This window comes from Gordonia sp. HS-NH1 (assembly GCF_001418765.1).
GTDB lineage: Bacteria > Actinomycetota > Actinomycetes > Mycobacteriales > Mycobacteriaceae > Gordonia.
The window spans coordinates 1-21,600 of sequence record NZ_LIYC01000057.1 but is presented as its reverse complement, the minus strand read 5'-3'; the positions used below and the strand labels follow the sequence as shown (position 1 = coordinate 21,600).

Sequence of the window (21,600 nt, the reverse complement as noted above, 5' to 3'; positions counted from 1 at the left end):
TTTACGCAACAGCCCGATATGCCCGATCGGGTTCTCTCCGGAGGGTGGTTATCCGACCGGGGCCGTCCGTCCTCAGACTCCGAGGGCGGCCCGCTGTCGACCGAGCTCCGCGCGATAGCGCTCGACATTCCTCATCTTGATGCTCTCGTACCCGCGGACCATGTCCGGGAGTTCCACGAGTTCGATCGCCGCGGGCACCTGGGCTTCGCCGATCCGCCTGCTGGCGAACGCATCCACCACGGCGTCGACGAGTTCGCGGTATTCGACGATCAACTCTCGTTCGGTTCGTCGGATCTCGCTGCGGCCGAACGGGTCCAGTCGGGTCCCGCGGAGCCGCTTCATCGTGGCGAGTGCTTTCAGTGGGGTGTCGGCCCATGACCCCAACGCCAACTTCTGGCGCATTCCCATGCTGCGCAGGGTCGGCGGATGCAGCCGGACGGCGACCTCGGCGTCGGCGCCGAACTCGTCGGCGATGCGTGCGGCGAACGACGGGTCCTGCGTGAGCCGGGCGACCTCGTATTCGTCCTTGTAGGCCATCAGCTTGTACAGGTTCCGCGCGACCGCCCCGGTGAGCGCGGCGTTTGGCGCGGTGCGATGCACGCGGCCCACCGCATCGAGGTAGGTGCGCGCGTACCGCTCGTCGGAGTGGGCGGTGAGCTCGTCGTACCGGATCGCGATGGTGCGGCGGAGCTCGTCGTCGATGCTCCCCAGTCCGGCGACCACCTCGAGTGCGTGGCCGCTCGGTTCGATCTCGGCGACGCCACGGCCGTGCAGGCCGTCGATGGTGGCGGTCACCGAGTCGGGATCGGACACGATCTGCCGGCCGCGACGGAAGGCCTGCACGTTGGCGTCGACCGCCACACCGTTGAGCGCGATCGCGCGCTCGATCGACGACGCCGTGATCGCAAGTGCCCCGGCTTGATACGCGGCGCCCGCCATGACCATGTTGGCGTACTGTTCGTCGCCGAACAACGCCGTGGACAACGCCCCGGAGTCGAGGTACACCGTGCGCGTCACCCGATCGTCGATCGCGGAATGGACCGCGGAGTCGGACGGGAAGCCGACGGAGGTGTCGATGACCATCAGTCCGGTCGGCACCTGGGTGGTCGACACGACCGCGACCGTCTTCTCGGGAGCGGCGACCTTGAGGTTGACCGGGTCGGTCCCGACCAGCGGATCGCACACGAGGTACAGGTCGCAGTCCTCGGACGCCACCTTGGCGGCCTGCTCCAGCGGACGCGGGGTCACCTTGATGTCGCTGACCACCGCGCCGCCCTTCTGGGCGAGTCCGGTCATGTCGACGGTCCGGGCCGAGTGCCCGTCGAGGACGGCCGCGGTGGCGAGGACCTGGGAGACGGTCACCACCCCGGTGCCGCCGACGCCCGTGATGCGCAGCGAGAAGGTGTCGCGAAGGGTGGGGACCGCCGGCGTCGGCAGCACTGATTCCGCCAGATCGGCTGCGCGCGTTCGGATGCGATCGGCGCCGGGGGTGACGGTCACGAACGACGGGCAGTCGCCCTGCAGGCACGAGAAGTCGAGGTTGCAGGAACTCTGATCGATCGTGGTCTTGCGTCCGAACTCGGTCTGCACCGGGTGCACCGAGAGGCAGTTCGACTTCTCACCACAGTCTCCGCACCCCTCGCAGATGCGTTCGTTGATCATGACACGACGGGTGGGGGTGGGCACGGTGCCGCGCTTGCGCTTCCGGCGCTTCTCGGCGGCGCAGTGCTGGTCGTGGACGAGGACCGTGACCCCTGGCACGGCCGCGAGTTCGGTCTGCACCTCGAGCAGGTCATCGCGGTGACGGATCTGGATCTGCTCGGGGAGGCCAAGTGTGCGAACGTGTTTGGGGTCGTCGGAGGTGACCACGATCCGGGCGACACCCTCGTCGAGCAGCAACGACGTCAACCGGGGGAGGGTCATCGCGCCCACCGGGTCCTGCCCGCCGGTCATGGCCACGGTGCCGTTGTAGAGGAGCTTGTAGGTGATGTTCTCACCCGACGCCACGGCCGCCCGTAACGCCAGGGACCCGGAGTGCATGAAGGTCCCGTCGCCGACGTTCTGGACGAAGTGGTCCGCGGAGACGAACGGCGCCATGCCGATCCACTGCGCGCCCTCGCCGCCCATCTGGGTCACCCCGGCGATGTCGCCGACCTGTCGCGGGTCCATCAGCAGCACCATCGCGTGACAGCCGATGCCGGCGCCGACCAGGGTGTTCTCCGCGACCTTCGTGGAACTGTTGTGCGGACAGCCGGAGCAGAAGTACGGAGTGCGCACGGCCAGCGGGAGTTCGATCCGGGTGCGGCGTGCGGCCTTGCGGTCGAGCCAGATCTGCGCGGCGTCGACCCCGTGGCGGGCGAGTCGGTCGGCGAGTCCGCGTGTCACCGCGTCGACGTCGAGTTCGCCGAAGCGGGAGAACAAGGTCGAGCCGTCCTCGTGGACCTTGCCGACGATGCGCGGGGCGCGGGGGTGACGGAACAGGATGTCGCGCATCATCGTCTCGATGAAGTCCCGCTTCTCCTCGATCACGATGACCTCGTCGAGATCGCCGGTCGCCGTGTCGAACATGAACCGGTTCAGTATCTCTCGTTCGATCGGGTAGACCATGCCGAGCTTGAGGATGCGAATGCCGAGCCGGCGCAGATCGTCGTCGTCGATGTGCAAGAGGCGCAGTGCCTCCCGGAGGTCGAGGTAGGTCTTCCCGGCGGCGACGATGCCGATACGGTCATCGGGGCTCGAGACCACGATCCGGTTGAGACCGTTGAGCCGGGTGTACTCCTGGGCACGCGGAAGCCGGGTGGTGAGCTGATTCTGTTCGAGTTCCATGAGGTTGGCGCCGAGTAGCCGTCCGCTGGGCACATGCGGGCTCGTCCCGAGCTCGCCGAAGACGGGCACGATGCGGTCGGGGTCGACGTGCGCGGTCGACGCACCGTCGGCGACATGCGCGGAGATCTTGAGCGAGGTCCACAGTCCGCTGGTGCGGCTCATGATCGCCGCATGGACGCCGAGGTCCAGGATGTCCTGGGAGTCGGCGGGATAGAGGATCGGGATGTACAGGTCGGCCAGAGCCATCTCCGACGCACACGGGACCGTGGAGGACTTCGCGCCCGGGTCGTCGCCGACGAGCGCGACCGCGCCCCCGGCGGAATGGGTTCCGATGAGGTTGGCGTGACGCAGTGCGTCCGTCGCGCGGTCGAGGCCGGGGGCTTTGCCGTACCAGTACCCGACGACGCCGTCGCGGGGCAGCCCGTCGGCGGACGGTGACAGCACGCTGCCGGCGGTGACCTGGGCCGCGAGCTGGGAGCCCATCACCGAAGTCGCGGCGAGCTCTTCGTTGAGGCCGGGCCGATGGATGATGTCGTACGGGGCGAGATACTCGCGGCGCCGAGCCAGCTCGAGGTCGTAACCGGCGAGAGGGGAGCCCTCGTAGCCGGAGATGAACGACGCGGTCCGGAGGCCGGAGCGGCGGTCGACGCGGGCGCGGTCGCGGACCATGCGCACCAGGGCCTGGATTCCGGTGAGGTAGATGTCGCCGGCGTCGCGCGTGTAGCGGTCGTCGAGCGAGAACCCGGCGACTGCTGCCTCCGTGGGCCGCTGGTCGGGGGTGGGGACGTGCTCGAAGCGAGCGCGATCGTCTGCGAGGGTCATGGGGTCACCTGGCCTTCTACGTGCGGTGGCCGGACCGGGGTTCCCGGTTTGTCGGCGCATCGGTTGTGGCGGCCCGGGGGTGGTGGGCCTGCCACAACACTACGAGAAGACGTGACGCCCGTCACGTCACGGCTGCCCGGGCTGCAGGGGTGTCGTGGACAGATCCGCACGTGACACGGGCCACTGCATCGCGTACCATCACTTTCAGTTAATGCCAACTAACTGAAGGGTCGACGGTGACCAGCACGCTCGACGGCTTCCGGGCCGCACACCTGCGCAATCTCGACCTGCTCGGCGAACGCCTCCGAGACGTCTCCGCCGGCGGTGGCGCCAAGGCGCGCGAACGCCACGTGGCTCGCGGCAAGTTGCTGCCCCGGGATCGGGTCGACGGTCTGCTCGACGTCGGATCGCCGTTCATCGAGGTCGCCCCGCTCGCGGCCTTCGGCATGTACAGCGACAAGGTGCCCGCCGCGGGGGTCATCGCGGGCGTCGGTCGCGTCGCGGGTCGTGAGTGCATGATCGTCGCCAACGACGCGACGGTGTCCGGTGGCACGTACTACCCGGTCACGGTCAAGAAGCACCTGCGCGCGCAGGAGATCGCAGCGGCCAATCGGCTGCCGTGCATCTACCTCGTCGATTCGGGCGGTGCGATGCTGCTCCAGCAGGACGAGGTGTTCCCCGATCGCGATCATTTCGGCCGCATCTTCTACAACCAGGCGACCATGAGCGCGGCGGGAATCCCACAGATCGCCGCGGTCCTCGGATCTTCGACCGCCGGCGGTGCCTACGTCCCGGCGATGAGCGACGAGACGGTGATCGTGCGTAATCAGGGCACCATCTTCCTCGCGGGTCCGCCCCTGGTGAAGGCGGCGACCGGTGAGGACGTCTCGGCGGAGGACCTGGGCGGCGGCGCGATGCACTCGTCGGTGTCGGGTGTCACCGACCATCTCGTCGACAACGACCAGCAGGCGCTCGCCAAGGTCCGCGAGATCGTCGCGACCCTCGGCCCCCGCGAGGCCCCGCAGTGGGAGACCGTCCCGGTGCGTGAGCCGCTGCGGCCGCAGACCGACATCTACGACGTGGTGCCCACTGACCCACGAACCCCCTACGACGTGCGTTCGGTCATCGAGATCCTGTGCGATGGAGGTGAATACACCGAGTTCAAGGCGAACTACGGCACCAGTCTCGTGACCGCTTTCGCCCATCTGCACGGTCACCCGGTGGGGATCATCGCCAACAACGGCGTGCTGTTCAGCGAATCCGCGCTGAAGGGGGCGCATTTCATCGAACTGTGTGACCAGCGCCGAGTCCCGTTGCTGTTCCTGCAGAACATCACCGGTTTCATGGTCGGCAAGGCCTACGAGCAGGGCGGCATCGCCAAGAACGGGGCCAAGATGGTCAACGCGGTGGCCTGCGCGCGCGTCCCCAAGTTCACCGTCATGGTCGGCGGCTCGTTCGGCGCCGGAAACTACTCGATGTGCGGGCGCGCGTACTCGCCGAGGTTCCTGTGGATGTGGCCCAACGCCCGCATCTCGGTCATGGGCGGACCGCAGGCCGCCGACACCCTCGGAACCGTGCGGCGCAACCAGATCGAGCGGTCGGGTGACGACTGGACGGCCGACGACGAAGAAGCGTTCAAGGCTCCGATCCGCGAGCAGTTCGAGCGACAGTCCGACGCCTATTACTCGACGGCGCGGTTGTGGGACGACGGCATCGTCGACCCCGCGCAGACCCGGACCCTCCTCGGCCTCGCCCTCGAGACAGCCCGTTACGCACCACTCGCCGAACCGCGCTACGGCGTCTTCCGGATGTGATCGCCGATGCCGAATCAGCTCCCCCCGGAACCGCTCAGCCCGAACGTGTTCTGCACCGCCGCCCCGTCCCGCCGACCCCGAGGACCCCGACCGTGAGTACCAGACCCATCCGAAGTGTCCTGGTGGCCAACCGTGGTGAGATCGCCTGCCGGGTGATCGCCACGTTGCGGCACATGGGAATACGCAGCATCGCCGTCTACTCCGATGCCGATGCGCAGGCCCGGCACGTCCGCGAGGCCGACGTCGCCGTCCACATCGGTCCGGCCGCTGCGACCCAGAGCTATCTCGACATCGTGGTCGTGGTCGACGCGGCGCGCAAGACCGGTGCCGACGCCGTCCACCCGGGGTACGGATTCCTCTCGGAGAACCAGAAGTTCGCGGCGGCGCTCGCGGAGGCGGGCATCGTCTTCATCGGGCCGCCCGCCGAGGCGATCGGGACGATGGGTGACAAGATCACCGCCCGGGCCGCCGTTTCCGCACGCGACGTGCCGGTGGTGCCGGGTCTGTCGCGTCCCGGCCTGACCGACGGCGATCTCATCGCCGCGGCGCCGGACATCGGTTTCCCGATTCTGATCAAGCCCAGCGCGGGTGGCGGCGGCAAGGGCATGCACCGCGTCGCCGAACCGTCCGAATTGCCGGCGGCCCTGCAACGAGCCCGGCGCGAGGCCGCCGCCGCGTTCGGCGACGACGCACTGTTCCTCGAGCACTTCGTCGACACCCCGCGTCACATCGAGGTGCAGGTGCTCGCCGACGAGTACGGGAACGTCATCCATCTGGGCGAACGCGAGTGCTCACTGCAGCGACGGCACCAGAAGGTGATCGAGGAGGCGCCCTCGGCGCTGCTCGACGCCGAGACCCGGGCACGCATCGGCGAGGCAGCCTGCGATGCCGCCCGTAGTGTCGGCTACACCGGCGCGGGGACGGTCGAGTTCATCGTGTCGGCGCACCGGCCGGACGAGTTCTTCTTCATGGAGATGAACACGCGACTGCAGGTCGAGCACCCGGTGACCGAGTCCGTCACCGGAGTCGACCTCGTGGAGCAGCAGATCCGCGTCGCCCGCGGCGAGGTGCTGGGTCTGCGGCAGGAGGCGATCACCATGCGCGGCCACGCGATCGAGGCTCGCGTGTACGCCGAGGACCCCGCTCGTGGCTTCCTGCCCACCGGCGGCACGATCGAACATCTCGTCCATCCCGACATCACGCCGGGCAGCGGCATCCGTGTCGACTCGGCCATGCTCGACGGTCTGCGCGTCGGCAGCGATTACGACCCCATGCTCGCGAAGGTCATCGCCCATGGAACCGACCGGGAGGAGGCGCTGGAACGCCTCGATCAGGCGCTGGCCCAGACTCGGGTCCTGGGCGTCGTCACCAACATCGACTTCTGCCGCTTCGTCCTGCGTCAGCAGGCCGTCGTGGACGCCGATCTCGACACCGAGCTGCTCGATCGTCTCGTCACCGATTATGCTGCGCCGGAGCCCATCCCCGAGGCCCAGGTGCTCGTCGGCCTGGCCCGGATCGGGACGCGCGATGCCGGTGACGTCTGGTCCTCCGCGGTCGGTTGGCGGGTCGGTCGTCCCGCCCCGGTGATCACCCGCCTCGTCGCCGGTGGGCGCCACTCGACGGTCTCGATCCAGGTCGATGCCGCCGACGCCCGATCCATCTCGGGAACCGCGACCGTCACCTTCGACGACGAAGCGCAGGCGTCGTGGACCGGTCACGTGGTCTACCTGCCGGCGCAACCCGGCGACGTCAGGGAGTCCGACCGTCTGGTCGTCGACGGGGTGTCACAGTCGTGGTCGAGTGTCCGCGTCGGCGAGAGCTGGTGGGTGGCAGGACCATCGGGTACCTGGGTGCTCGAACTCGCCCGGCCCCTCCTCGACGAGGCGGCCGCCGAGCACGCCGGTGAGATCACCAGCCCGATGCCGGGCACCGTGGTCGCCGTCGCCGCCGAGACCGGCGACGACGTGTCCGCCGGCCAGTCGATCGTCGTCGTCGAGGCGATGAAGATGGAGCACGCACTCACCGCGCCGGTGGACGGCTCCGTGGACATCTCGGTGAAGGCCGGCGACAAGGTCGATGCGGGACAGATCCTCGCCGTCGTCACGCCCGCCGGTCCCCTTGATCCCTGAGGTGCGAGGAGCGAAAGCGACGAGCCACGAAGGGCTCGGAACCAACCTCGAACGTCTTTGAAGTAGAAGGATTCACATGGAACTCACCCAGGAGTACACCGACCTCATCGCGACGGTCCGCGACTTCGCGCAGACCGTGGTGGCGCCGGTGGCCGCGAAACACGATGCCGAGCACAGTTTTCCGTACGACGTCGTGGCCCAGATGGGCAAGATGGGGCTCTTCGGCCTCCCGTTCGACGAGGAATACGGTGGCATGGGCGGCGACTACTTCGCCCTGTCGCTGGCACTGGAGGAGCTCGGCAAGGTCGACCAGTCCGTCGCCATCACGCTGGAAGCCGGTGTGAGCCTGGGCGCCATGCCGATCTACCGCTTCGGCAGCGAGGAGCAGAAGCAGCGGTATCTGCCCGAACTCACCGCGGGCACCGCTCTCGCGGGCTTCGGCCTCACCGAACCCGGTGCCGGATCCGACGCGGGCGCCACCGCGACCACCGCCCGCGACGACGGCGACTCGTGGATCATCAACGGCGGCAAGCAGTTCATCACCAACTCCGGCACCGACATCACCTCGCTGGTCACCGTGACCGCGGTGACCGGGGTGAAGGAGAACGGCAAGAAGGAGATCTCGACCATCATCGTGCCCTCCGGCACGCCGGGTTTCACCGCCGAGCCGGCGTACAACAAGGTCGGGTGGAACGCCTCGGACACACACCCGTTGACCTTCACCGACGTACGGGTTCCCAAGGAGAACCTGCTCGGTGTCCGCGGACGCGGGTACGCCAACTTCCTGTCGATCCTCGACGAGGGGCGCATCGCGATCGCGGCCCTCGCGACCGGCGTCGCGCAGGGCTGCGTCGACGAGAGCGTGAAGTACGCCAAGGAACGTCAGTCCTTCGGCAAGGCGATCGGCGAGTACCAGTCGGTGTCGTTCGCGATCGCCCGGATGGAGGCCCGCGCCCATGTCGCCCGCACCGCCTACTACGACGCGGCGGCGAAGATGCTGGCGGGCAGGCCGTTCAAGAAGGAGGCGTCGATCGCCAAGATGATCGCCAGTGAGGCGGCGATGGACAACGCGCGGACGGCGACCCAGATCCACGGCGGATACGGCTTCATGAACGAATACCCCGTCGCCCGCCACTACCGCGATTCCAAGATCCTCGAGATCGGCGAGGGCACCACCGAGGTGCAACTCATGCTGATCGCCCGTGAGCTGGGTTTCGCATGAGCGGCAGACAGGTATCCGCCCCGGTGGAGAACGGTGGGGCCGAGGGGCGCCGAATCGTCCAGCGGGGGCTGTGGTTCGAGGAATTCGACGAGGGCACGATCTACGAACACCGTCCCGGACGCACCGTCACCGAGGCCGACAACGTGCTCTTCACCACGTTGACGATGAACACGCAAGCGCTGCATCTCGATGCCGCCTGGTCGGCGGAACAGCCGGGTTTCGGCGGGCAGCGCCTGATCAATTCGATGTTCACCCTGTCGACGATCGTGGGACTGTCGGTCTCGCAACTGACCCAGGGCACCCTCGTCGCGAACCTCGGATTCAGCGAGGTCGCATTTCCGGCGCCGCTGTTCGCGGGCGACACGCTCTACGCGGAGACCGAGTGCACGGGTAAACGCGAATCGCGGTCGCGCCCGGGCGAAGGCGTGGTGAACTTGACCCACATCGGACGCAACCAGCACGGCGAGGTCGTCGCCCGCGCCGCACGAGCAACGCTGGTGCGCAAGCAACGGACGGAGTGACGACGATGTTCTTCGAGGACCCACCCGGCGGCCCGGTCAATGCAGGTCAGAACCGGGCAGGTCAGAATTGGGCAGGTCACGGACCGGTGGGACCGCAACTCGCCAACGCGTGGTTGCCGCCCGGGCCGGCCCTGTTGTTCTGCCCGGCCGACCGTCCCGAGCGATACCAGAAGGCCCTCGACCGTGCCGACGTGGTCATCATCGATCTCGAGGACGCGGTGTCGCCGGCGAACCGCGTCGTGGCCCGCGAGGCCCTCGTCGCCCATCCCGTGGATCCGGATCGCACCATCGTGCGGATCAACCCGGCCGGTACCGGCGATTATCGACGGGATCTCGCGGCCGTGGCGGAGACGAACTACCGGGTGGTGATGCAGGCCAAGGCCGAGGACGTCTCCTCGATACTGGACACCGCGTTCCAGACGATCGCCCTGATCGAGACGCCGCTCGGCGCGACCCGGGCACGCGACATCGCCGCGACCTCCAATTGCATCGGACTGATGTGGGGGGCAGAGGATCTCGTCGCCGGTCTCGGGGGCACGTCGAGCCGGTTCGGTCCCGGCGAATCCCGCCCCGGTGAGTACCGGGACGTCGCGAGCTGGGTGCGCTCGATGGTCCGCATCGCGGCCGCGGCGCACGGAAAATTCGCCGTCGACTCCGTGCACCTCGACATCGACGACGTCGACGGACTCGTGGCCGAGGTCCGCGACGCGGTGGCATTGGGTTACACCGCCACCGCGTGTATCCATCCGTCCCAGGTCGACCACATCCGGGACGGATACCGACCGTCCGATGAGGCGGTCGCTTGGGCGCGCAAGATCCTCGACGGTGCCGCCGAACACGCCGGCGGGGTGTTCAGCCTCGACGGCCAGATGATCGACGGGCCCGTCCTGCGCCAGGCCGAGGTCGTCCTCTCCCGCGTCAGCGGTACGCGTCCCGATCCCGCCGGCGAGAACTGACCCACGCACCCCAATCCAGCCGGGCGTCGACGCCCGAAGACAGACCGGAGCAGAACATGAGCACCGAGGCTCACCCGACGACCGCACACACGCGCGGCGAGGAGACACCGGCCCTGCTCACCGAGACCATCGGCGCCACTCTGGCCCGCACGGTCGAGACCTACGGTGACCGGACGGCCTTGATCGACGCCGCGGCGCGACGGGAATGGCGATATTCGGAGTTCCACCGTGACGTGCGCGCGGTCGCGGCGGGACTCCTGCGACTCGGTGTGTCGGTCGGTGACCGGGTCGGGCTGTGGTCGCCGAACCGGTTCGAGTGGGTTCTGACGCAGTACGCCGCCGCCGAGATCGGCGCCGTGCTGGTCAATCTCAACCCCGCCTATCGCCAGAACGAGATCGAGTACGCGCTGCAGCAGTCCGGGACGAGTGTGGTGCTGGCCGCCGACAGTTTCAAGGACTCCGCGTACGCATCGATGTTGGCGCAGGCGCGTCCCCGGTGCCCCGAACTGCGTGAGGTGGTGCTGTTCGGTTCCGACGAGTGGGACGCGTTGTGCGTCGAAGCGAGTGCCGAGGAGCTCGAACGCGTCTCCGAGGTGGCCGCGTCACTGTCGCCCGACGACCCGATCAACATCCAATACACCTCGGGCACCACAGGATTCCCGAAAGGGGCGACGCTGTCACACCGCAACATCGGGAACAACGGGTACCTCGTCGGCGAACTGCTGAACTACACCGCCGACGACCGGATCTGCCTGCCCGTGCCCTTCTACCACTGCTTCGGCATGGTGATGGGCAACCTCGCGGCGACGAGTCACGGCGCGGCGATGGTCATCCCGGCGCCGGCATTCGACCCGCGAGCCACCCTCGAAGCGGTTGCGGAGTACCGCTGCACGAGTCTGTACGGCGTGCCGACCATGTTCATCGCCGAGCTCGACCTGCTCGACGACGGGCTCGACGTCGACCTGTCGAGCCTGCGTACCGGCATCATGGCGGGATCGCCGTGTCCGGAGTACGTCATGCGACAGGTCGTCGACCGCATGCACATGCGCGAGGTGTCGATCTGTTACGGCATGACCGAGACGTCGCCGGTGTCGACGCAGACGCGGGTCGACGATCCGCTCGAGCTGCGTGTCACCACCGTCGGCCGGGTCGGGCCGCACCTGGAGATCAAGATCGTCGACCCCGGTACCGGAGAGACCTCCGGACGTGGCGAGACCGGTGAACTGTGCACGCGCGGTTACTCGGTGATGACCGGTTACTGGAACGAACCGGAGAAGACCGCCGAGGCCATCGACGCCGACGGCTGGATGCACACGGGCGACCTCGCCGACATGGACGACAACGGTTATGTCCGGATCACCGGACGCATCAAGGACATGGTGATCCGCGGTGGTGAGAACATCTATCCCCGCGAGATCGAGGAATTCCTCTACACCCATCCCGACATCCTCGACGCCCAGGTCATCGGGGTGCCCGACGAGAAGTACGGTGAGGAACTGATGGCGTGGGTGCGGTTGCGCGACAGCGCCTCCGGGTTCACGGCGGACGACCTGCGCGAGTTCGCCACCGGCAAGATCGCGCGGCACAAGATCCCACGCTATGTCCACGTCGTCGAGGAGTTCCCGATGACCGTCACCGGAAAGGTCCGCAAGGTGGCGATGCGGGACGAGGCGGTCTCGATCCTCGAGCAGCTGCGGTGATGACCACCGATGACGCGGCGCGGACCGCGGACACTCGGATGAACCGCTTCGCGCAGTTCGTCCACGAGCGATTCGGGTTCGACACAGGCGATTACGACGATCTGTGGTCGTGGTCGGTGCGGCGGCCGGCAGAGTTCTGGCGCGCGGTCTGGGAGTTCTTCGACGTCGACGCCCTCGCCGCCGAACCTCTCGGAGACTCCGACGAGGCGGTACTCGCCGACGACCGGATGCCCGGCGCCGGCTGGTTTCCCGGGGTTCGCCTGAACTACGTCGACCAGATCCTGCGACACGCACACCTGCCCGGCGCCGCGATCGTCGGCATCGACGAGGCGGGTGAACGATCGGAGATCGCGTGGGCTGATCTGCCGTCGCAGGTCGCAGGCCTGGCCTCGACCCTCCGTGCGCACGGGGTGGGTCCCGGTGACGTGGTCGCCGCCTACCTGCCCGACATCCCCGAAGCCGTCATCGCCTTCCTCGCCACGGCATCCCTGGGGGCGGTCTGGTCCGGATGCGGTCAGGATTATGCGCCCCTGGGTGCGGCGGGTCGCCTCGGCCAGCTCGCGCCGAAGGTGCTGTTCACCGCGGCCGGCTATCGCTACAACGGCAAGGTCGTCGACAAGCGCGCCGACAGTGCCGAACTGGCGACGCTGCTGCCGAACCTCCTCGCGCACATCACGATCGGCGACACCGGCGCCTCGTCGTCCACCGTCGACTACGCCGAGGCCGTGGGCGGTGACCCCGTCGACTTCCGGCCGGTGCCGGTCGCCTTCGACCATCCGCTGTGGGTGCTCTTCAGTTCCGGGACGACCGGACGGCCCAAAGGGATCGTGCACGGGCACGGGGGAGTCCTCCTGGAGCATCTGAAAGCCGGTGCCCTGCACGGCGACCTGGGCGCGGACGACGTGTTCTTCTGGCAGACCGCGCTGAGCTGGATGATGTGGAACTATCAGGTCGCCGGACTCCTCTGCGGTTCGCGCATCGTCTGCTACAGCGGTTCGCCCCTGTATCCCGACCCCGACCGGCTCTGGCAGATCGTCGACGACGAACGGGTCACCTACTTCGGTACAAGTCCCGGGCAGTTGCAGGCCTCGCGGAAGGCGGGCCTCGAGCCGGGTCGCCGGCACGACCTGCGCCGGCTGCGGACCCTCGGCAGCACCGGATCCTCCCTCGCCGCAGATCTTTTCACCTGGGTCGATGACCACGTCCGAGCCGGCCTGCCCATCTCGTCGATCAGCGGCGGCACCGACATCGTGTCCGCGTTCGCCGGCGGGTCGTCGGGGGTGCCGGTCGTGCCGGGCGAACTGTCGGTCCGCTACCTCGGTGTGGCGCTGGAGAGCTGGTCGCCGGACGCGCGCCCGCTGGTGGGGGAGGTGGGCGAGCTCGTCGTCACCGCGCCGATGCCGTCGATGCCCGTGGGTTTCTGGGACGACCCCGACGGTGCGCGGTACCGCGCCGCGTACTTCGCCCACGAGTGGGAGGGCGGTGCGTCGAATCCCGACAAGCCGGTCTGGCGTCACGGCGACTGGGTGACCGTGACCGAGCGCGGGTCGCTGGTGATCCACGGACGCAGCGACGCGACGTTGAACCGCCACGGGATTCGCATGGGATCGGCCGACATCTACGAGGTCGTCGAGGCGCTCGACGAGGTCGCGGAGGCCTTCGTGCTCGGCGTCGACGGGCCGGACGGTGCCTACTGGATGCCGCTGTTCGTCACCCTGGTCCCCGGCGCGACGCTCGACGACGCGCTGATCGACCGGATCGCGGCCGCGGTCCGCGACCGTCTCTCCAAACGCCATGTACCCGATGAGGTCGTCGAGGCCCCGGGCATCCCGCACACCCGGACCGGCAAGAAACTCGAGGTTCCGGTCACCGCGATTCTGGCAGGCCGATCCGAGGTCAACATCGACCCCAAGGCCGTCGACGACTATGCGCTGATCAACTGGTACGCCGAGCAGGGGCGCCTGCATCGCTGGTGAGCGAGTCCACGCCGCCGGCGTGGCGGTCGCGTTGTGCAAGGGGCATGAGGCCCGGCATGCATGTGTACTAGCGTGGTCATCAGTTCTGCGCTCGTGGGGGGCGACGGCCGGACGCCGTCACCTCGACGCGACCCGCTGATCCTGACCGACCGACCCGACCCGACCAGGAGATCGTCATGACCTACCCACCCGGCGGCTACGGGCAGCAGCAGCCCGAGTCCGGACAGTCCTACGGCCAGTACGGCAATCAGTCCGGATACCCCCAGTCCGGCGCCCACAACACGGGTCCTCAGGCGAGCCCCGCCCCCGGTTCCGACCCGTACGGTCAAGGGCAGCAATACGGTGGCCAGGAGTATGGGGGCCAGCAGGGGTACGGCCAGCAGTACGGGCAGGCCGGACAGTCCTACGGCCAGGCGCAACCGGGCTACGGGCAGGGCGCTGCTCAGGGTTACGGCCAGCAGGGTTACGCCCAACCCGGATACGGCCAGCAGGGTCAGTACGGCCAGCAGGGCCAGCAGGGCTACGGCCAGTACGGCCACTCCCCGCAGCCGGCCAAGCAGCCGAGCCAGGGGCTCCCGGCCATCACCCCGGTGCTCCTCGCCGCCGCGATCGGCGCCTTCGGCCTCATCGTGCTCTTCAGCGGGTTCCTGTCCGCGGCCGAGTCCTACGACTTCGCGCTCAAGCTGTTCCAGACGCAGTACAACGCTCCCTACACGCTGATCAGCGTCGCCGGAATCCTGGCGCTGATCTCGCTTATCCCGGGCATCAAGGTCCCGGCGGCTCCCATCGTGGCGTCGCTGGCGATCACCTCGTTCCTGATCACGCTGTTCCAGTTCCTCAATATCGACGACAACGGTGCCGGGGCGATCGTGCTGCTGATCTTCACCCTTCTGTCCGCGGTGCTCGCCGTCGTGTGGTTGCTGGTCGACGCCGCCGTCATCAAGGTGGCGCCCGCGGCAGGTGCTGCGACCGCAGCCGTGACCCCCGGCTCGTCCGCGGCGTCGCAGTCCGACACCGGCGCGCATCAGCAGACGAGCGGATACGGCGACGCGCAGACCACCGCCTATGGCACCGGGGGTGCGCAGGCACAGTACGGCCAACAGGCCTCATCGAATTACGATCCGTCGGCCTACTCGCAGTCGTCGGGCGCGTCGGCGACCGGGCAGAGCGGTTACTCCGGCGGGGCGAGCGAATCGTCGGCGTCGGCTGCCGGTTCGGCGTCCGGACACGGCGAATCGGGCTACGGCGACTATCGTCCCGGCCAGTACTCCGCCGGCTCCTCGGGCGCATCGCCCTCCGCACCCGGCGCATCCGCGACTCCCACGGGGACCGACACCCCGGCCGGAGACCACTCCACCACCGTGTTCCAGAAGCCGGAGCCGCCCACCGGCAGCGGTAACTGACAGACACAGTTCCACTCGGTGCCCCGTCGACCGTCGGTCGGCGGGGCACTGTTCGTGTGCAGCCACCCGGTGAGCTGCCTCCCTTTCGCAGCCCCCTCGGCGCGTCTACGACGGCCTCGGCCGGGACCGTGTCAGGCTCATGACGATGCCCTCCCTCAAGCCGGACCCGAGTACGGACAATCTGGCGTCGCAGCTTCGTAACCTGCGGCGATCCCGTCGTGCGCAACGCACGGCGGCCGAGGGTTCGGCCCGGCAACTCGCAGTGGTGGCGTTCACCGTTCCCGCGTTGGCGCTGGTGACGCTGATCGTCGTCATGCTCTCGGTGCTGCTTCTCGCCGGCAGTGGGCTGACCGGACTTCCGAGCGCGATCGCCTCGGGCTGGTTGGCCATCCACCAGGTGCCGGTCACGATCAGCGGGGTCACTGTCGGGGTGCTGCCGTTGCTGCCGACGCTGACCGTCGCCGCCGGGACGGCCTGGCTGACGGCCCGGGCGGTCGCGGGCGGCACGAACTCGGCCGAACGCGATCGGCACGACCTGTTCGACCTGGGTGCCGTCGTCTTCTCGGCGGTGATCGGCCCGGTACTCATCACCGCGATGTCGCTGGCGGTCGTGATGGACGGTGGATCGGTCCTGCCGGTCCAGACGCCGAGTGCGCTGCTCGCGTTCCTGTACACACTGGGCATACACGGCGGCGCGGCCCTGGCTGGCGTCGTGTGGAGCCGGCGACGCGACTTCGCGGTCCGTGGACGCGTGACCTACGCCGATCGTCGCGGATTCCGGTACGGACTGGTGGCGGCGCTGATGCTGCTGGTCGCCGGCGCCGTGCTCGTGTGCCTGCGCATGCTGATGCGGCACGGGCAGATCGGTGAGCTGATCGAGACCGGTTACGACTTCGACGGGTTCCTGGGACTCAGCCTGCTCTCGGTGCTGTACCTCCCGAATGTGATGGTCGCGGCAATGGCCGTACTCGTGGGTTCCGACGTCCGGCTCGGCGCGATGACCGTCGACCTGTTCACCGTCCGTGGCGGCGACGTCCCGCCGGTCCCGGTGCTCGCGGTTCTGCCCGACGGGCCGGGTGCCGGGGCGTGGGGATTGGTCGGCCTGCTGGTGCCGGCCGGCGTCGCGGCCTTCGTCGGCTGGCGATGCCGCGACCTCGATCCGATGGCCCATGTGCGTTCGGTGGGTGTCGCCGCGGCGGTGGCGGCCTCGGCGGTGGCCCTCCTGACCGTCGCGGCCGGCGGGACGCTGGGGGAGTTCGGCGACGTCGCCGTCACGGTGTCGGCGGCCGGGGTGTTCACTCTGGGCTGGATCGCGGTCGTCGGCCTGCTGATCGTGCTCGTGTATGCGTTCCTGCCGTCGACGCGCGCTGCACGCCTCGCCGTCGGCGACGAGTACTTCGACGACCCGCTGGACCTCGGTTACGAGGACGAATACGTCATCGTCACCGACCTGGACGAGGACGAGGAGTACACCGAGTACTCAGAGTTCGAGGACGGCGACGCCGAGTACGACGACGCCGAGTTCGAAGACGGCGCTGAGTTCGAGGACGGCGAGTACGGCGCCGACGAACGCGAGGACTACGTCTACGACGACGGCGTCGAATCGCGCGACAACGCGTCCGCGGACACCGACGACGCCGGGTTCGGTTCCGCGGATGGCCGGCAGCCCTCCGGTGCAGACTCCCTCTCCCGGCGCGAACCGGCGGTGAACCGCGTGTACGACGACGATCTCGATGAGACGGATCTCGCCGATGACGCGGATTACGACCTGTATCCGGGTTCGCACGGCACGTCCCGCCAACGCTGAGCCGAACCGCCCTGGCCGAGCGCCCCTCGACGATGTCTGCGGCGCCACCCGGCGCGGGTGGCCCAACGTACGGCGATTAGTCTCGACGACGTGACCTCCCCGACGGCACCCGGCCGCACCCCGCTGGTGGTGATGGCGTCGGGCACCGGTTCGCTGCTGGAGTCGCTGATCGCGCGCGCCGGAGCCGGGGATTCCCCGTTTCGGGTCGCCGCGATCGTGGTCGACCGCGCGTGCCGCGCGCAGGAGGTCGCGCAGCGCAACGACATCCCGCTCATCACCTGTCGTGTCGCCGACCACGACGACCGCGCGACGTGGGACCGGGCGCTGACCGGCGAGGTCGCCGCGTTCGAACCGGAGTGGGTGGTGACCGCCGGATTCATGAAGATCCTCGGCCCGGCCTTCCTCGGCCGGTTCGGCGGACGCGTCGTCAACAGCCACCCGGCGCTGCTGCCCGCTTTCCCGGGCGCCCACGGGGTCGCCGAGGCACTCGACTACGGCGTCAAGGTCACCGGCGCGACGGTGCACCTGGTCGACGAGGGAGTGGACACCGGCCCGATCCTCGCGCAACAGGTGGTCACCGTCGTCGACGACGACACCGCCGACACCCTGCACGAGCGCATCAAGACGGTCGAGCGCGTGTTGCTCGCCGACGTGGTGACCGCACTGGTCACCAGAGGAGTAGTCATCGATGGACGAAAGGCCCGCATCCCGTGAACGCACACAGCCCTGACAGCTCTCGTCGACCGATTCGGCGCGCGCTGGTGAGTGTCTACGACAAGAGCGGTCTCACCGATCTCGCCACGGCGCTGCACGCGGCCGGGGTGGAGATCGTGTCCACCGGATCGACTGCGAAGACCATCGCCGGCGCGGGGGTGCCGGTCGTCGAGGTGTCGGCGCTGACCGGTTTCCCCGAGTGCCTCGACGGGCGCGTCAAGACCCTGCACCCGAAGGTGCACGCGGGCATCCTCGCCGACACCCGTAAGTCCGACCACGTCGCACAGCTCGACGAGTTGGGTGTCGCCGCATTCGATCTCGTCGTCGTCAACCTGTATCCGTTCACCGCGACGGTGGCCTCCGGCGCGACGCCGGACGAGTGCATCGAGCAGATCGACATCGGCGGTCCGTCGATGGTGCGCGGGGCTGCCAAGAACCATCCGTCGGTCGCCGTCGTGGTCGACCCGGACGACTATTCGCGGGTGACCGAAGCCGTCGCCGCGGAGGGTTTCTCGCTCGCCGACCGGAAGAAGCTCGCCGCCAAGGCGTTCCGGCACACCGCCGATTACGATGTCGCGGTCGCGTCGTGGATGTCGAGCGTGGTTGCACCCGAGGATGATTCGCAGTTCCCGGCCTGGGCCGGCGCGACCTGGACCCGATCCGCGGTGCTGCGTTACGGCGAGAACCCGCATCAGGCGGCAGCTCTCTATGTCGGGAACGCCGGGGCCGGCGGGGTGGCGACCGCCGAACAGCTCCATGGCAAGGAGATGAGCTACAACAACTACACCGACGCCGATGCCGCCTGGCGGGCCGCGTACGACTTCGACGCTCCGGCCGTCGCGATCATCAAGCACGCCAATCCGTGTGGGATCGCCATCGGCACCGACATCGCGGAGGCGCATCGTAAGGCGCACGCCTGCGATCCGATCAGCGCCTACGGCGGTGTCATCGCCGCCAATCGCGAGATCACCGTGGAGATGGCCGAGCAGGTCGCCGAGATCTTCACCGAGGTCATCGTCGCGCCCGGTTTCGCCGACGGCGCGCTCTCGGTCCTGACCCGCAAGAAGAACATCCGCGTGCTGGTGGCCACTCCGCCGGCGGCGACCGGGATCGAGACCAAGCCGGTGTCGGGCGGATTGCTGATGCAGCAGCGCGACGTCCTCGACGCCGATGGAGACAACCCGGCCAACTGGAACCTCGTGGCCGGCCCGCCGGCCGACAACCAGACCCTCGCCGACCTCGAATTCGCCTGGCGGGCATGCCGTTCGGTCAAGTCCAATGCCATTCTGCTTGCCTCCGACGGTGCGTCGGTCGGCGTCGGCATGGGGCAGGTCAACCGCGTCGACTCCGCGCATCTTGCGGTGCAGCGTGCCGGTGACCGTGCGGCGGGGAGCGTCGGGGCGTCGGATGCGTTCTTCCCCTTCCCGGACGGACTGCAGGTGCTGCTGTCGGCCGGAGTGAAAGCCGTTGCACAACCAGGTGGATCGATCCGCGACAACGAGGTGATCGAGGCGGCCGACGAGGCGGGCGTGACGCTCTACCTCACCGGGGCACGTCATTTCGCTCACTGAGCTCGCTCTACTGGTCGTCGCCGGGTTCGGCGCCGGCCTGATCGGCTACATCACCGGTCTGGCCTCGATCGTCAGCTATCCCGCGCTGCTCGCGGTCGGGCTCAGCCCGATCGCGGCCAACGTCACGAACACGGTCGCGCTGGTCGCCGTCGGGGTGGGCAGCACCGCACAGTCGGGGCGCTCCCTCCTCGAGGGTGACCGTAGACGCCTGATCGTCGGCGCGATCGCCTCGCTGATCGGCGGCACGGTCGGTGCGGTGTTGCTGCTCTCGACGCCGGCCGAGGCCTTCGAGGCCGTCGTGCCCTTCCTCGTGGCGATCGCCGCCATCGCGTTACTCGTCCAACCGGTTCTGCGCCGCTGGGCGACGTCGCACGTCGAACGTCCCTGGGTGTTCATCCTGGGACTGACGCTCATCTCGGTCTACGGCGGCTACTTCGGCGCAGGGGCCGGGATCATGATCCTGGCCCTGATGCTCGTGGTGACCAGTGAGCCGTTGTGGCGAGCGGCGCTGTCCAAGTCGTTGTTCCTCGGCATCGCCAACACGGTCGCCGCCATCGGCTTCATGATCTGGGGCCCCGTCGAGTGGTGGGCCGCACTCGCCATGGCCGTCGGATGTCTGGCCGGTGGGTGGTGTGGCCCACCCGTCGTGAAACGCCTGCCGCCCGGCCCCCTTCGGATCGTCGTCGGGATCTGCGGGCTCGCGCTCGCACTGTGGCTGGCGTTCAGCTGACGGCTGCGCGCAATGCCGGCTTTCCGGTGAGGCGGCACGACACAAGCGCTACCTGACTCGATCTGCGCCGGCTGCAAACAGCGAAAGTCATACAAAGCGGCGCTTCCATGTAGGGCTGGCGATGCAGTTCATTCGCAGGACATGACGGATCCCTCGATGCCCACTTCGCTCGCAACCCACTCAGGCGCGGATCGTCCCGGCCCAGGGCGCCCGATCGTTGGCGACGACTGCACGCAGCGCCGCTCCGTTCCCGGCCTCTCGATTCGACCGGGAACGGAGCCGGCTGCTGTTCACTGTGGAATTGTCAAAGGACGGATGCGGTCCCGAGGGGGGCTCGGGTGCGGAAGGTGCGACGCGGAAGTGTGGTCGGCGGGTGTCAGGCGGCGTCGTCGAGTCGCATGGTGCGCCGGTTGTAGGCGGGTAGTGGCCGCCGCTGTGGGTCGATGGTGGCGGGTGGGATGAGCCAGGGGTGGCGATCAAAGCCGAGGACGATGTCCCAGCCGTGGTGGTGGACTTGGGTGTGGCAGCGTTGGCAGAGCAGGCAGCCGTTGTCGAGGTCGGTGGGACCACCGCCGGCCCAGTGTTCGATGTGGTGCACCTGTGTATGTGACGGCGGCGCTCCGCATTTGATGCAGCATTGGTCGCGGATGATCACGGCTTTGCGCAGGTGTGTTGGGAACAGTCGGCGGGTGTGTCCCATCTGTAGTGGAACACCTTCACCGTCGAGGACCATTTCGGTCAGGGTTCCGTCACAGGACACCTGTTTCGCGGTGGCCTGGCTGACGGTTCCGGTCCACGGCAGAGTCGCTGGGTCGCCGGTGGCGGGGATGGTAACCATCAATTGGGTACGGGGACTGCCGATGCTGTCGATGCTCGCACCCAATGCAGCCTGGTCGAGGATGAGTTCGAACGCGTCTGCGCGGCGTTGCTCGGCGGTGCGTCGGTCGTCGGTGCCGTCGGGTTCGGGCCGCGGGCAGGACCGTTCGTCGATCATCGAGAGGAACTTCTCGCCGACGACCTGGGTGAGGTCCGCGCGGATGTCGACTCGGCCGTCATCGGCAGTGTGGACGTGGACTGTGTTAAGCGATGCGTCGTCGGCGGCGGGGATCCCAGTGTCGGTGGCGTCGGCAAGGGTGTTGGCGATCGTACGGGCGTGTTCGAGCACTTGCGCCGGTGTCGCACCGGAGAGTGCTTGGCCGATGAGTTCGATCTCGTGTGAACTCTTGTCGGTGTTGGAAAGTCCGTTGGGGCAGCGTTTGTCGATGTGGTTCATTCCGCGGACGATGGCGTCGACGACTTCGGATGACAGGCGTCCGTCGGCGGCGTGACGTCCTAGCGCGGGCAGCGTGGGTAGGCCGTCGACACTGCGCGTGATCCGTGAGGCCACTGCGGGTGCGTGTCCCATCTCG

General features: G+C 68.3%; 14 protein-coding genes. 12 read left to right on the top strand and 2 right to left on the bottom strand.

What is annotated here, in order from left to right; all coding sequences use genetic code 11:
* Positions 1–72: 72 nt before the first annotated feature.
* A complete protein-coding gene (locus AMD30_RS22800; protein ID WP_055477213.1) occupies positions 73–3,648 on the bottom strand; it encodes an indolepyruvate ferredoxin oxidoreductase family protein in 3,576 nt (1,191 codons plus the stop codon).
* A 236-nt stretch (positions 3,649–3,884) separates the two neighbouring features.
* On the opposite strand from AMD30_RS22800, the gene AMD30_RS22795 reads away from it, so the two are divergent.
* From AMD30_RS22795 to AMD30_RS22740, 12 genes are all read left to right on the top strand, one after another.
* A complete protein-coding gene (locus tag AMD30_RS22795; protein ID WP_055477212.1) occupies positions 3,885–5,462 on the top strand; it encodes a carboxyl transferase domain-containing protein in 1,578 nt (525 codons plus the stop codon).
* A 92-nt stretch (positions 5,463–5,554) separates the two neighbouring features.
* Positions 5,555–7,591: an acetyl/propionyl/methylcrotonyl-CoA carboxylase subunit alpha gene (locus tag AMD30_RS22790; protein WP_055477216.1), complete on the top strand. Its 2,037-nt coding sequence runs from the start codon at positions 5,555–5,557 to the stop codon at positions 7,589–7,591.
* Between the two features lie 76 nt (positions 7,592–7,667).
* Positions 7,668–8,813, top strand: a complete 1,146-nt coding sequence (locus tag AMD30_RS22785) for an acyl-CoA dehydrogenase family protein (protein ID WP_055477211.1) — start codon at positions 7,668–7,670, stop codon at positions 8,811–8,813.
* Positions 8,810–9,334 (top strand): MaoC family dehydratase, encoded by a 525-nt coding sequence (locus AMD30_RS22780; protein ID WP_051129827.1) that lies wholly within the window; start codon positions 8,810–8,812, stop codon positions 9,332–9,334. The genes AMD30_RS22785 and AMD30_RS22780 overlap by 4 nt, the downstream gene beginning before the upstream one ends.
* Positions 9,335–9,339: 5 nt before the next feature.
* Positions 9,340–10,290: an HpcH/HpaI aldolase/citrate lyase family protein gene (locus AMD30_RS22775; protein WP_084817356.1), complete on the top strand. Its 951-nt coding sequence runs from the start codon at positions 9,340–9,342 to the stop codon at positions 10,288–10,290.
* 56 nt (positions 10,291–10,346) lie between these two features.
* A complete protein-coding gene (locus AMD30_RS22770; protein WP_055477210.1) occupies positions 10,347–11,990 on the top strand; it encodes an AMP-binding protein in 1,644 nt (547 codons plus the stop codon).
* The gene (locus AMD30_RS22765) at positions 11,990–13,966 is read left to right on the top strand and encodes an acetoacetate--CoA ligase (RefSeq protein WP_055477209.1); all 1,977 of its coding nucleotides are present in this window, start codon (positions 11,990–11,992) and stop codon (positions 13,964–13,966) included. Before AMD30_RS22770 ends, AMD30_RS22765 begins: the two co-directional genes overlap by 1 nt.
* 176 nt (positions 13,967–14,142) lie before the next feature.
* The gene (locus AMD30_RS22760) at positions 14,143–15,369 is read left to right on the top strand and encodes a DUF5336 domain-containing protein (RefSeq protein WP_055477208.1); all 1,227 of its coding nucleotides are present in this window, start codon (positions 14,143–14,145) and stop codon (positions 15,367–15,369) included.
* A gap of 145 nt (positions 15,370–15,514) precedes the next feature.
* The gene (locus tag AMD30_RS22755; protein ID WP_055477214.1) at positions 15,515–17,176 is read left to right on the top strand and encodes a cell division protein PerM; all 1,662 of its coding nucleotides are present in this window, start codon (positions 15,515–15,517) and stop codon (positions 17,174–17,176) included.
* A 90-nt stretch (positions 17,177–17,266) separates the two neighbouring features.
* Positions 17,267–17,890: a phosphoribosylglycinamide formyltransferase gene (gene purN / locus AMD30_RS22750; RefSeq protein ID WP_055477207.1), complete on the top strand. Its 624-nt coding sequence runs from the start codon at positions 17,267–17,269 to the stop codon at positions 17,888–17,890.
* The gene (purH, locus tag AMD30_RS22745; RefSeq protein ID WP_055477206.1) at positions 17,887–19,461 is read left to right on the top strand and encodes a bifunctional phosphoribosylaminoimidazolecarboxamide formyltransferase/IMP cyclohydrolase; all 1,575 of its coding nucleotides are present in this window, start codon (positions 17,887–17,889) and stop codon (positions 19,459–19,461) included. Before purN ends, purH begins: the two co-directional genes overlap by 4 nt.
* Positions 19,448–20,191 (top strand): sulfite exporter TauE/SafE family protein, encoded by a 744-nt coding sequence (locus tag AMD30_RS22740; protein ID WP_084817354.1) that lies wholly within the window; start codon positions 19,448–19,450, stop codon positions 20,189–20,191. Before purH ends, AMD30_RS22740 begins: the two co-directional genes overlap by 14 nt.
* A gap of 376 nt (positions 20,192–20,567) precedes the next feature.
* Here AMD30_RS22740 and AMD30_RS22735 read toward each other — a convergent pair.
* On the bottom strand, positions 20,568–21,600 hold a 1,033-nt coding region (locus AMD30_RS22735; RefSeq protein WP_055477204.1), incomplete at its 5' end, for an HNH endonuclease.

Coding starts and splice junctions, on each gene's coding strand:
- AMD30_RS22800 (WP_055477213.1), bottom strand. CDS start 3,648: ATGACCCTCGCAGACGATCGCGCTCGCTTCGAGCACGTCCCCACCCCC.
- AMD30_RS22775 (WP_084817356.1), top strand. CDS start 9,340: ATGTTCTTCGAGGACCCACCCGGCGGCCCGGTCAATGCAGGTCAGAAC.
- AMD30_RS22755 (WP_055477214.1), top strand. CDS start 15,515: ATGCCCTCCCTCAAGCCGGACCCGAGTACGGACAATCTGGCGTCGCAG.
- AMD30_RS22760 (WP_055477208.1), top strand. CDS start 14,143: ATGACCTACCCACCCGGCGGCTACGGGCAGCAGCAGCCCGAGTCCGGA.
- AMD30_RS22785 (WP_055477211.1), top strand. CDS start 7,668: ATGGAACTCACCCAGGAGTACACCGACCTCATCGCGACGGTCCGCGAC.
- AMD30_RS22780 (WP_051129827.1), top strand. CDS start 8,810: ATGAGCGGCAGACAGGTATCCGCCCCGGTGGAGAACGGTGGGGCCGAG.
- AMD30_RS22770 (WP_055477210.1), top strand. CDS start 10,347: ATGAGCACCGAGGCTCACCCGACGACCGCACACACGCGCGGCGAGGAG.
- AMD30_RS22765 (WP_055477209.1), top strand. CDS start 11,990: ATGACCACCGATGACGCGGCGCGGACCGCGGACACTCGGATGAACCGC.